10 protein-coding genes are annotated in these 13,294 nt (G+C 36.2%); 4 read left to right on the top strand and 6 right to left on the bottom strand.

The features are described from left to right. Positions 1-19: 19 nt before the first annotated feature. Positions 20-751, bottom strand: a complete 732-nt coding sequence (locus J2Y38_RS16750) for a LytTR family DNA-binding domain-containing protein (protein ID WP_291148392.1) — start codon at positions 749-751, stop codon at positions 20-22. Next, positions 751-1,794 carry a histidine kinase gene (locus J2Y38_RS16745; protein WP_309844716.1) on the bottom strand — a complete coding sequence of 348 codons (1,044 nt, stop codon included), beginning with the start codon at positions 1,792-1,794 and terminating at the stop codon, positions 751-753. The genes J2Y38_RS16750 and J2Y38_RS16745 overlap by 1 nt, the downstream gene beginning before the upstream one ends. Before the next feature lie 264 nt (positions 1,795-2,058). Here J2Y38_RS16745 and J2Y38_RS16740 point away from each other — a divergent pair, with 264 nt between their 5' ends. The 4 genes from J2Y38_RS16740 to J2Y38_RS16725 all read left to right on the top strand — a co-directional run bounded on the left by J2Y38_RS16740 (position 2,059) and on the right by J2Y38_RS16725 (position 8,606). Further along, entirely contained in the window at positions 2,059-3,213 is a 1,155-nt protein-coding gene (locus J2Y38_RS16740; RefSeq protein WP_180856640.1) for an efflux RND transporter periplasmic adaptor subunit, read from the top strand. 5 nt (positions 3,214-3,218) lie between these two features. Then, positions 3,219-6,386 (top strand): efflux RND transporter permease subunit, encoded by a 3,168-nt coding sequence (locus J2Y38_RS16735; RefSeq protein ID WP_309844712.1) that lies wholly within the window; start codon positions 3,219-3,221, stop codon positions 6,384-6,386. An 18-nt stretch (positions 6,387-6,404) separates the two neighbouring features. Then, positions 6,405-7,811, top strand: coding sequence for an efflux transporter outer membrane subunit (locus J2Y38_RS16730; protein ID WP_309844711.1), 1,407 nt, complete (start codon positions 6,405-6,407; stop codon positions 7,809-7,811). Positions 7,812-8,117: 306 nt separating this feature from the next. Then, the gene (locus J2Y38_RS16725) at positions 8,118-8,606 is read left to right on the top strand and encodes a hypothetical protein (protein ID WP_309844709.1); all 489 of its coding nucleotides are present in this window, start codon (positions 8,118-8,120) and stop codon (positions 8,604-8,606) included. A 100-nt stretch (positions 8,607-8,706) separates the two neighbouring features. Here the strand turns inward: J2Y38_RS16725 and fucP are convergent, their stop codons facing one another. The 4 genes from fucP to J2Y38_RS16705 all read right to left on the bottom strand — a co-directional run bounded on the left by fucP (position 8,707) and on the right by J2Y38_RS16705 (position 13,294). After that, the gene (gene fucP, locus J2Y38_RS16720) at positions 8,707-9,999 is read right to left on the bottom strand and encodes an L-fucose:H+ symporter permease (protein WP_309844707.1); all 1,293 of its coding nucleotides are present in this window, start codon (positions 9,997-9,999) and stop codon (positions 8,707-8,709) included. A gap of 105 nt (positions 10,000-10,104) precedes the next feature. Then, a complete protein-coding gene (locus J2Y38_RS16715; protein ID WP_309844704.1) occupies positions 10,105-10,548 on the bottom strand; it encodes a MaoC/PaaZ C-terminal domain-containing protein in 444 nt (147 codons plus the stop codon). A gap of 265 nt (positions 10,549-10,813) precedes the next feature. Next, positions 10,814-11,881: a Gfo/Idh/MocA family oxidoreductase gene (locus tag J2Y38_RS16710; RefSeq protein ID WP_309844701.1), complete on the bottom strand. Its 1,068-nt coding sequence runs from the start codon at positions 11,879-11,881 to the stop codon at positions 10,814-10,816. Between the two features lie 180 nt (positions 11,882-12,061). Then, a complete protein-coding gene (locus tag J2Y38_RS16705; RefSeq protein ID WP_309844698.1) occupies positions 12,062-13,294 on the bottom strand; it encodes an extracellular solute-binding protein in 1,233 nt (410 codons plus the stop codon).

Here is a 13,294-nt window from a genome sequence, read left to right as displayed (position 1 = left end):
GATATTTTAATTTTCAATGTTATTTCAGCCATTTATCGACAATTGTTTTAAACGTTTCTTTGTATTGTTCGCCCACAGTAATTTCTGTTTTTCCAATGAAAATAGAATTCTTGGTAATGGCGTTTATTTTGTCAAGAGAAACGATAAACGAGCGATGAACACGCATAAATTTTGCCGATGGTAGTTTTTCTTCTAAAGCTTTTAAGGATATCAGCGAAAGCACTCCTTTTTGAGAATCGTCAAGATGTACTTTTACATAATCTTTTAAACTTTCGATATATAAAATTTCTTTAAGCGGAATTCGAACCCATTGGTATTCAACTTTTAAGAAAATAAATTCGTCATCTGCCGCAACCGTCTGGAAGTTATTTGAAGCTTCTTCTGTTATTTGCAATACCTTATTGGCAGCGCGCAGAAACTCTTCATAACTAAAAGGTTTTAAAAGATAATCAACTGCATTTACTTTATAACCTTCAATAGCATAATGATTGTAAGCGGTTGTAAAAACGATTTTTGGCACTAAACCCGGCTGTTCCTGCAAAAGTCTCGCCAGTTCCATTCCCGTTAAATTGGGCATATTGATATCTAAAAAAACAAGATCGGGCTGTTTTTCTCTTATTAAACTCATAGCTTCAACTGCGTTATCGCAGCTTGCCGTTAATTGTAAAAAAGGAGTTTGTTCGATAAAAGTTTCGACAAGTCTTAATGCGAGAGGTTCATCATCTACTGCTATACATTTTAATACTGCCATTACTCTAAGTTTATTTGCAGTTTTACATCATACATTCCGTTTTTACCAATGCCGGCTGTCAGCGTATGTTTGTTCGGATATATTAAATGGAGTCTGCGTTTTGTATTCGTTAAACCAATTCCGCCTTCATCAGTCGTTGCTGTTTTTTCGAAATAGGTGTTTTTTACCTCAAATTCAAGATTGCTTCCGTCTTGTCTCAGCGAAATATAAATTTCACTTTTGTCCGTAGCGTGAATGCCGTGTTTAAAAGCATTTTCTACTAAAGGTAGTAATAACATCGGAACAATTGGGTAATCGTGTATCTTTTCTGGAATATCGGTTGTAATCGTTAATTTTTTGTTTGCACGAAGTTTCATCAGCGAGATAAAATCTCTCATAAACTCGGCTTCTTTTAATAAAGTAGTTGTTTCTTCGGTACTGTAAAGTAAGTAACGCATCATTCGGCTTAACGTATGAAGCGCATTTCTCGAATCTTCAATATTTGTATACGTAAGCGAATAAATACTGTTTAGTGAATTAAAGAAAAAATGCGGATTAATCTGCGCTTTTAGCATCGCCAATTCGGCCATCGTTTTATCCTGCTCTAATTTTTGTTTGTGTTGTGCGGCTTTCTGCCAATGCTGTAACATTGCCCAGCTCGTGCTGATTCCTAAAACCAATAAAGTGAGCATTAAAACATAATTGTCAAAATACGGATTTCGGTATTTTTTAAACCCTAAAACCAAACTGATTTTATTATGAAGATCCGTTTGAGAAGTATAAAAATAAGCAATAACCTGCATGGCAAAAACGGTGAGAAAAGCCCAAATCAAAAACGGAGAAGTATTGTCTTTTATAATGGTTTTTGGAACTATGATTTTGGCATTAGAATAAAAAATAATGATGAGTAAAACCAACACAATCATCTGCCAAAGCCAAAACACACCCGGAAGAATTACATTCCAGGTTAAAGGCATGTAAAACAACATGATGAATCCCAATAATAACCAGCTCAGAATATGAAGTCCGGTAAAATAATAAGATCTGTATACTTTTGATGCCATTTCGAATTTTATCTTTTTGGCAATATTACTGTTTATTTGAATGCAATTTTGAACCAATCGCTAAAAACAGAATTACAGTCTGTAAAAACCATTTTTGAACCGATGAGTTTAGGAATTAAACGCTTGTTTAACTTTTAAAAAATCCCATCGTGTGTCAGGCTATCTTTATCGATTGTCATTTGCTCTCCGTCTATTTCAAAATTTTTGCGTGTTATATTTTATTTCATTTGCTGTCATATAATCGATAATTAGATATTATTTCAAATGAATAAGCAATCATTTTTAAGCATTCTCGCAGCATCAGTTATTATCGCATCTTGCGGTAAAAATGATAAATCGGCTCAGGCCGGAGGCGCACCGCAGGTTAAAGAGTATAAAACGCTGACTTTACAGCCGGAATCTGCTACATTAAACAGCGATTATCCAGCCAGTATTCAAGGACAGCAGAATATAGAAATCCGACCTAGAGTTGAAGGATACATCGATAAAATCTTTGTTGATGAAGGAGCAGTTGTAAAAGCCGGGCAGCCATTATTTAAAATAAGCGCGCCAGAATATGAGCAGCAAGTTCGTACAGCATCTGCAAGTATTAAAAGTGCTCAGGCTGATTTAAGTGCGGCAAAATTAGCTGTAAACAAAGTAAGGCCATTGGTTGAAAAAGGAATTATTAGTAAATATGATTTAGAATCAGCACAATATACTTATGAATCTGCAGTGGCTTCTTTAGCTCAGGCAAATGCTGCTTTAGTAAATGCTAAAACCAATTTAGGATATACAACCGTAACAAGCCCGGTTGACGGTGTTGTAGGTTCGATCCCGTTTCGTTTAGGAAGTTTGGTAAGTTCTAATACAACAGAACCTTTAACTACAGTTTCGAGCATTGGAAATGTATATGCTTATTTTGCTTTAAATGAAAAAGCACTTTTGAATTTTACTAAAGATTCCGGAGCTTCATTAAATCAAAAAATTAAAAGTCTTCCGGCAGTTTCTTTATTGCTTTCAGATGGTTCTGCATACGATCAAAAAGGTAAAATCGAAACCGTAAACGGATTAATTAATACCGAAACCGGAACGGTAAATATCAGGGCTCGTTTCCCAAATCCAAGAGGAGTTATCAGAAGCGGAAGCAGCACAACAGTTAGAATTCCAAATGACGTTAAAGATGTAATCATAGTTCCTCAAAGCGCAACATTTGAGCTTCAGGATAAAATATTCGCAGTAGTTTTAGGAAAAGACAATAAAACTAAAAATGTCAATATCACGGTACTTGAAAATACAACTAATAATTATTATGTAGTAACAAGCGGTTTAAAAGCAGGTGACGAAATTGTATTAGAAGGAGTTGCTGCTTTAAAAGAAGGAAGCGAGATTAAAGCTCAAAATCAAAAAGCAGAAACAGTATACGCCGATTTAAAATAAAAGAAATGTTTAAAAAATTTATACAAAGACCTGTACTCTCGACAGTAATATCTGTTATTATTGTCATTTTAGGTGTTTTGGGCCTAATTGAGTTACCTATTTCTCAGTATCCGGATATTGCGCCGCCAACGGTAAACGTATCGGCAAGTTATACGGGTGCCAATGCAGATGTGGTATTAAAAAGTATTGTAATTCCGCTTGAAGAGCAAATTAATGGTGTAGAAAACATGACGTACATGACTTCTACAGCAACAAATGATGGAAATGCTTCGATCAAAATTTTCTTTAAAGTAGGAACAAATCCTGATTTAGCAGCGGTAAACGTTCAAAACAGGGTTTCAAGAGCAACAAGTTTACTGCCAGTAGAGGTAACTCAGGCTGGGGTTACAGTAACTAAAAGCCAGAGTAGTAACTTATTAATTTTCTCTTTATATAGTGAAGATAAAGCTTACGATCAGACGTTCCTTCAAAATTATGCGAAGATCAATCTTGTACCGCAAATTCAGCGTGTAGTTGGAGTAGGAGATGTAACCGTTTTTGGTGCCAAAGATTATTCGATGAGAATCTGGCTGAAACCAGACGTAATGCAGCAATACAAATTGATTCCGAGTGATATTTCGGCTGCTTTGGCAGAACAGAATATCGAAGCCGCACCGGGTAAATTTGGTGAAAACGGAAATCAGGCTTTTCAATATGTAATTAAATACAAAGGACGTTTAACAAGTGCTCAGGAATTTGAGGATATTGTTATAAAATCAGTTGGAAACGGACAAATGCTTCGCCTTAAAGATGTGGCGAAAGTAGAGTTAGGATCTTTAAGTTATGCTTCAACGATTAAAACAAACGGTGTAGAATCGGCAGCGATGGCAATCAGCCAGACTCCGGGATCAAACGCGCGTGACGTAATCAACAATTCTAAAAAATTAATTGATGAAGCAGCAAAGAGTTTTCCAAAAGGAGTAAAATATACCATTCTGGTTGACGTTAACGAAAACTTAGATGCTTCAATTGAAAAAGTAATTCATACTTTGATCGAAGCTTTTATACTGGTTTTCATCGTAGTATTTATTTTCCTTCAGGATTTTAGATCAACGTTAATTCCGGCCATTGCCGTTCCGGTTGCGATTGTAGGAACATTTTTCTTCCTGAGTTTATTCGGATTTACGATTAACTTATTAACGCTTTTTGCGATGGTTCTTGCCATTGGTATTGTGGTCGATGATGCCATTGTGGTCGTCGAGGCAGTGCATGCCAAATTAGATCACGGTTATAAATCGTCTAAAAAAGCTACGATTGATGCGATGAGCGAAATTTCGGGAGCGATTATTTCGATTACATTGGTAATGGCGGCGGTATTTATTCCGGTAACTTTTATCAATGGATCAACAGGGGTTTTCTACAAACAATTTGGTATCACGCTGGCTGTTGCAATTATTCTTTCGGCAGTAAATGCCTTGACTTTGAGTCCGGCTTTGTGTGCTTTGCTTTTAAAACCACACGCTGACGATCATAAACATAAAAGTTATCTTCAAAGATTTTATACGTCGTTTAACGTTGCATTTGAAAATGTAACCGAAAGATACAAGCGTTCGGTAAGTTTCCTTTCCGTTAAAAAATGGATTGTATTAGCGGCTATTGTTATTGCTGGTGCGAGTTTATTTTATATGATGAAAACCACGCCGTCTGCTTTCGTTCCTGCGGAAGATCAGGGAACTGTTTTTGCCAATATTAGTTTACCACCATCGGCTTCGATGGAACGTTCTGATGTAATTGCGAAAAAAGTTGACAGTATTGCAAAAACTATTCCGGGAGTAAAAAATACACTTCGTATTGTGGGGCAGAACTTTACAGCCGGAGCGGGAAGTGCTTACAGTATGGTTATTGTGAAATTGTATCCTTGGGATCAAAGAGAGTTAAGTGTAAATGATGTTATCGGACAGCTTTTTGCTAAAACAAGCGGTATTCGTGAAGCTAATATTTTCTTTATTTCACCGCCAACAATTCAAGGTTTTGGACAAAGTGGTGGATTCGAATTCCAACTTCAGGATAAAGGCGGACACACAACTGCTGAATTCTTTAAAGTAAATACGGAGTTTTTGGAAAAATTATCGAAACGTCCAGAAATACAATACGCAACAACGCCGTTTAATCCTGGTTTCCCTCAATATATGATGGATATTAATTTGGCAAAAGCCAAAGATGCAGGAGTTTCGATAAATTCGATTTTATCAACGATGCAGGGATATTATGGTGGATTGTATGCTTCGAACTTTAATAAATTCGGAAAACAATACCGTGTAATGATTCAGGCTTCTCCGGAATTCCGTACGAATACCGAAGGACTGAATAAAATCTTTATTAGAAACAGCGCCGGAAACATGGCTCCAATTACAGAATTTGTAAAAATGACCAGAGTTTTTGGGCCGGAATCTATTTCGAGATTTAACCTTTTCTCTTCTATTGCTATTACAGGAGCACCAAATCCTGGATTTAGTTCGGGAGATGCGATTAAAGCGATTCAGGAAGTGGCTGCAGAAAATCTTCCGGCAGGTTATGGATATGAATTTTCAGGATTAACACGTGAGGAATTAGCATCTGGAAGTGAAACGATTTTCATTTTCATTTTGTGTCTGGTTTTCGTTTATTTCTTACTGAGTGCACAATACGAAAGTTATATTTTACCATTTGCGGTATTATTGTCGATCCCGTTTGGATTAGCCGGAGCGTATTTATTCTCGATTATTTTTAAACTGAATAGTAACATTTACCTGCAGATTTCCTTAATCATGTTGATTGGACTTTTGGCCAAGAACGGTATTTTGATTGTAGAATTTGCTTTGGACAGAAGACGAAAAGGTCTGCCAATTGTACAAGCAGCAATTGAAGGGGCCGTGGCACGTTTACGACCAATTTTGATGACTTCTTTCGCCTTCATTTTAGGATTAGTTCCATTGATGTTTGCTACCGGAGCAGGAGCTGTGGGGAACAAATCGATTGGTACAGGAGCAGTTGGAGGTATGTTAATAGGAACCATTTTAGGAGTATTTGTTATTCCGGTTTTATTTATCATTTTCCAGACTTTACAAGAAAGAGTGAGCGGCCCTGCAAAAGATGGTTATGATGATGAAGACGATGACGAGGAAATTCAGTTAATAGAAGCTCACAAAGAGTAAAATTAAATTAAAACAGAGATGACTAATAGTTCAAATAAATATATTCTTATGGTAATTGCGGCCGCACTTTTAAGTGCGTGCTCGATTACCAAAAAGTACGAACGCCCAACAACACTCTCGACAGATAAGCTGTATCGTGATGAGGCTTCTGCCGATTCGACTACGATTGCAGATATGCCGTGGCAGAGCGTTTTTAAAGATGAAAAACTGAATGCATTAATTCAAAAAGGATTAGACAATAACCTTAATTTGAAAAATGCTATTGAGAATATCATTCAGGCACAAGCTTCACTTCGTCAAAGTAAATTAGCGTATTATCCAACCTTACAATTGGATGCCAATGCAACACACACGAAACAATCTGAAGCAGGACTTAACTTTCCGGCAGGAATCAACATCAATACCTTAACGACAACTTATAAATTAGGTTTAAGTACATCTTGGGAAGCGGATATCTGGGGTAAATTAAGCAGTTCTAAAAGAGCAGCTTTAGCGACTTATTTAGCCACAGATGCTGCGAAACAAGCCGTTCAGACACAATTGATTTCAGATATTGCCAATAATTATTTCTTACTGTTAGCTTTCGATAAACAATTGAAAATTACACAGGAAACGTTAGAAAGCCGTATTAAAAATGTAGCAACCATTAAAGATTTAAAAGAAGGCGCTATTGTTACCGGAGCAGCGGTTGTGCAGAGTGAAGCCAACCAACATGCGGCAGAAGTTTTGATTCCGGATTTGAAACAAAGTATTCGTGAAACCGAAAATGCTTTGAATATCTTATTAGGACAAGCGTCGGGACCAATTGACAGAGGAGAATTAGGAACGCAGATTATTCCGGAGAATATTGCGATTGGAATGCCTTCGCAATTGTTGCAAAATCGTCCAGATGTTCGTCAGGCTGAGTTTAATTTCAGAGTTGCTTTTGAATCTACTAATTTGGCTAAAACCTATTTCTATCCAAGTTTAACGCTTACAGCAAGCGGCGGATTTTCGAATTTAGAATTAAAAGATTTCTTTAGCAATTCTATTTTTTATTCGATTATTGGAGGTTTAACACAGCCTATTTTTAATCAGGGTAAAAACAAATTGAGATTAACAACTGCTCAGTCTCAGCAATTACAGGCTTACAATAAATTTCAACAAAGTCTTTTAACGGCGGGTCAGGAAGTTTCGAATGCTTTGTATGCGTATCAAATGGCAGTTGAAAAAGAAGATTCAAGACAAAAACAAATTGAAGCCCTGGAAAAAGCAGTCGATTTTACACAGCAGCTTTTAGAATACAGCTCTGCAACCAATTATACAGATGTATTAACTTCTGAACAAAACCTTTTAGCGGCGCAATTAAGCGGAATCAACGATAATTTACAAAAATTGCAAGCCGTTGTCAACTTATACCGAGCTTTGGGCGGAGGCTGGAAATAAAATTGTTTCAATTTGAATATTACGTTCGTCGTCAAAATTCAGACCTTGGTCTAAAAGATAATTTAGTGTAAAAAAAAGAGTATATTTTTGATTGGTTAAAAATATTAGTATATCCGCCATTAAATTAAATTGAAACATGACTAAAACGCCTCAGAAATGGGGCGTTTTAAATTTAAAATGTATATCGGTTAAAAAGTACTCTTCGTCGATTGATTTAATGTTTTTGTATAATGAATGTTGTAAATGTAGATTTTGGCACTACTTTAGATTAATATCTACTAAAATTAATATTAAAAACTCAAAATCATGAAAAAATTAGTATTCGCCTCAGTATTATTTATGAGTGTATTTTTTGCCCATGCGCAGGTATCAGTCAATGTTAATATTGGAACACCTCCAAGCTGGGGACCAGAAGGGTACGATAACGACAGATATTATTATTTGCCTGACATCGATGTGTATTATGATGTAAACCAAAGCGTGTTTATTTACGACAACAGCGGAAGATGGGTACGTGAAAAAAGGCTTCCTTCAAGATACAGACAGTATGATTTGTATTCAGGTTATAAAGTAGTTTTAACCAATTATAGAGGAGATGCTCCGTATACTTACCATACCAAGCACAGAGCTAATTATCCAAAAGGTTATCACGGAAAACCTCAAAAAAACAGAGGACCAAAACCTGAAAAGTACAACAAACCTAAAGGTGAGCACAAGCACGATAATAAAAACAACAATAAATCTAAAAAAGATTCAAAAAAAGACCACGATCATTCCCACAATGATCGCCATTAATTAAATAAACATGACAAAAAACGCCTCAGCAATGAGGCGTTTTTTTTTTAATTGATAATTGATAATTGATAATTATCAATTATCAATTATCAATTATCAATTACTTTTTCACTTTATGTCCATACAGACCAAACGATAAAATGATAACAAAACAAACCAGCGGAATAATATATCCAGACTGAATATCATCGTGTTTCATGTCAATTAAAGTTCCCATTGCATATGGAAGAATCGCTCCACCCACAATAGACATTACCAACCATGAAGAACCTGTTTCAGTATTTGATTTTAAGCCAACCAACCCCAAAGAAAAGATAGTTGGGAACATAATCGACATAAAAAATCCGATACCGCCTAAAGCATAAATAACTACAATTCCGGTTCCGTAAATGGCCAATAAACAAAGTACAATACTGGCACCACAGTAAATCGAAAGTAAGACATAATCTTTTACAAACTTCAGGAAGAAAGTGCCAATAAAACGCCCTGCCATAAACAAGAAACCATAAACACCAAGATAATATCCGGCTGTTTTTTCATCTAAATGTGCACCTTGCTGTGCAATTCTAATAAAGAAACTCGTAATACAAACCTGCGCGCCAACATAAAAGAATTGCGCTGCAACAGCCCAGCTTAAATGACGAAATTTTAAAACAGAGAAAAATCCCGGTTTTATTTCAGCTTCTGTATGTTGTGGTTTCATTGAAGGCAAATGCATGAAATAGAATATAATCGCGACTAAAACCAATACACTTCCTAAAATGATATAAGGCATTTTTACCGCAGCCGCTTCGCCTAATAAATAGGTTGCTTTTTCAGCTTCGGGCATTGCGGCCATTTGTGACGGAGTATGATTTTTTCCTGATAAGATGAATAACGAACCCACAATTGGAGCGACCATAGCCGCTAATCCGTTGAAAGAAGCCGCTAAATTTAATCTTTTAGAAGAAGATTCAGCAGGGCCTAAAATAGCAGCATACGGATTGGCACTTGTTTCTAAAATTGTTAATCCACAGCCAATAACAAATAAAGCAAATAAAAACAATTCATAAGTTCTTGAATTTGCAGCAGGCACAAATAAAAATGCTCCCGCAGCGAAAACCAATAATCCAGTAATAATACTGTTTTTGTAGCCAAATCGTTTAATGAGCATTCCCGCTGGAATCGCCATTATAAAATAGGCAAAGAAAACGGAAGTATCAATCAATGTCGATTGACGGTTGTTTAATTCACACGCCTTTTTTAAATGCGGGATTAAAATAGAATCCAGGTTGTGCGCCATTCCCCAAAGGAAAAATAAGCTGGTAATTAAAATAAATGGCAGAAGATAGTTAGTTTTTCCGCCTTCGTTCGGCACTTCGTGTAGATCGCCTGTTTGGTTTGTTACTTGCATTTGTTTTTTTTTAAGGTTCTGAGGGACAAAGGTTCAAAGGTTTTTTTACCACGAAGGCACTAAGACGCAAAGTTTTAAATCTTAGCATCTTAGAAACTTATTACCTTAGGATCTTTTCTTCACCAATAATAAGTGATCACATACCAAAACCACTTCACCTCTTTGGTTAATGATTTCAACATGTTCTGTTACGGTTCCCATTTCTGGATTTTTTGCTTCGCCTTTTTCCGAAATCGTGATTTCAGAATGAATTGTATCACCAATATGAACTGGTTTTACGAATCGCATTTTGTCATATCCTCTTGAAAAAGCCTCAGGATTTATTTCAGAAGCAGTTAATCCGATACCAATAGCAAAAACCATAGTTCCGTGAGCAATACGCTGTCCGAATGGCTGCGTTTTGCACCATTCTTCGTCCATGTGATGTGGGAAAAAATCTCCCGTGTGTCCGGCATGAACCACAAAATCGGTTTCTGTAATAGTTCTTCCTAATGTAACTCTTTTATCTTCAAGTTTATAATCCTCGAAAAAGGTTGATTTGAAATACATAATGTTGTTTTTTTATTTCACCATATAAGTTATGTAAGGTCATTTAAGCAGTGCGTTGAATTTAAGAACGCTTATTTTAGGTCATAAAAGCTATGCGCAAAATGATTTAAATGACCTTACATAACTTATATGGTTTTAAATTATTTATTGTTTTATACACAAAGTGATTAAATGAACTTACATCACTTATATGGTTTAAAATTTTGTTTCTACTTTTTACACAAAGTGATTAAATGAACTTATATCACTTATATGGTTTAAAATTTTATAGTTCAGTGAGGGAAATACCGCCGTTTGTGTTGCTGATGTAACAGGCTTCAACGACTTTCATGGTGTCTAAAACGTCCTGAACGCTTGCCAGTAATTTAGAATCTGAGCCTTCTTTAAAACGCATTAGGTTTGACATTGTTCCAATAAAAGCTTCTGGAAACCATGAACCTTCAAGATTGATTTTTTTCCATTCGTATTGACCGTTTTCGTCTTCAATTGCATATTCAAAAATGTCAGGAAGTCCGTCGGGATAATTCATTAGTAATCCCATTTTGGCTTTGATTGCGCCTTTTGTGCCTTCCCATTTAATGTAGCTTTCTTCGTGATTTGGACCAAAATGATGATCATGATTCGTATTGATAACCACATGTTTATCTTCTCCATAATCTAAAATAATAGTAGAACGGCTCGATGATAATTTTTTAAGAGGATGTTTCGCTGTTTTCGCCATCACACTTTTCGGATTTCCCAGAAACGAGCGAATGCAATCGATATAGTGAACACTGTGAAAAAGAATTTCCAATCTGGGATGTTCCTTAATCAGCGGAAACAATTCCCACGGTGTATTTACGGTTACTTTAAACTCAAAATCGTATAAATCGCCAAGCAATCCTTCGTTAATTAAATATCTCGCAGCGCTGACAAAAGGGGAGAATCGAAGCTGAAAATTGATAGCAGCAACAAGATTTTTTCTTTCGCAGACTTCTACAATTTCTCTTGCCTGAGCCAAATCATTTCCCATTGGTTTCTGAATCAAAACTGCTGCTCCATCAGGCAATTGCTCTAATATTTCGATGTATTGATCAGGTAAAACGGTAATATCGTAAACCGCATTTGACGGCGCATTTTTAACCGCATCGGAAACATTTTCAAAAACGTGCTGAATTTCAAATTCTTTGGCTAAATCGTGTGCTTTTGCAATCGTTCTGTTCGTAATACCAAAAACCGTAAAACCAGCCATTTTGTAAGCAGGCAGGTGCGCATCTTTTACGATTCCGCTTGCTCCGATAATGATAATGGGCTGTTTGGTTTCGGGCAGTAAAGGTTTATATGGAATATTCATTTTTTATATGTTTTATAATTAATCAAGGAACTTTGATAAAGGTTTTATCACCAAAACCAGTATCCTCATTTTTGTCATTCCGAGGAACGAGGAATCTTCGTTAGTAGCTCGACAAGCTAAATAAACTATGTGTTAGTTTGTTACGAAGATTCCTCGTTCCTCGGAATGACAAGATTGTGGTTAAACATTTAGAGTTAGTTTTTCAATATTTTGCTGCGTTTCTTCTAAAAGTGTTTTCGACGGAATATCCGTTTCAATCGCTTTTAAAACCATTTGATCTATCAATTCTGCTACTTTTGGCCAAATTGGAGTTTGCGGTAATGTCAAAGCATTTTCATGCAGCATTTCCAGTTTATGGTAATACGGAATCGTTTTGTTGATTTCGACATCATTCCATGTTGATTTTCTGCAGCCAATTCCGCCTTCGGTTGTCAATAATTTATCGCTTTCTGCTGTTGTTGCAAATCGTAAAAAGTCATAAGCAAGTGCTTTATTTTTACTTCCAATGCCAATTGTATAAAGCCAATACACATTTAATGAAGCCGTTTTGTGGTTTTCATCGTGCGGTAATTCGGTAATATCAACTTTGCCTTTTACTTTCGATTCCTCAATCACTTCACACATCGAGGCAAATCCAAACCAGTTAATTGCCATTGCGGCTTGTCCTTCGGCGAAAGCCATTCCTGCTTCAACAGAACCAAAATTCTTGGAACCCGGATGAACCGCATTTGTATTGTTAACAATTTTTCTATAATAATCTAAAGCTGCAGCTGCTTGATTATGATTGATATTTATTTTGTTTTGAGGATTTAAAAGAGATCCGCCGCGCGTCCATAATTGCAGGCAGAAATCGAAAACCATATTATGACCGTCAGGATAATTGGCAAAAACACAGCCGAATAAATTGCTTTCAGGACGATTAAAAAATGTGGCAATTTGGGTGAATTGCTCCCAAGTTTTTGGAGGGAACAATTCGTAACCAAATTGTTTCTTGAAGTTTTCTTTTTCGGATAAATCTTCAAATAAATCTTTTCTGTAAATCAAACATTCAGGGCCATCATGAAACGGAAGTCCGTAAATTCCGCCATTAATCTGCTGCAGGTTTAATAACGATTGATGCCAGCCTTCAGGATAATCCTGCGGCGGATTTTGATTGATAAAAGACGTTAAATCGAGAACCGCTCTTTCATTTGCAGCATCAAAAATCCAATCCGTATTTAAGTGCGCAATATCCCATTTTCCGTTTTTTAAACCTTTATTGATAATAGTTTCTTCATAAAGATCGTGCAGTTCCAGCGGAATCATTTCAACCTCAATCTGAACATTGTTTTTCAGACAGAAGGCATCCCACAGCTTTTTCAGCGTACTTTCAAAAGGAGAAAATTTTCTAACAGCGATTCTAAATTTGTCCAT

It is taken from the genome of Flavobacterium sp. 2755, assembly GCF_031455715.1.
In the GTDB taxonomy this organism is placed as follows: domain Bacteria; phylum Bacteroidota; class Bacteroidia; order Flavobacteriales; family Flavobacteriaceae; genus Flavobacterium.
This window is presented reverse-complemented; position numbering and strand designations above follow the sequence as displayed.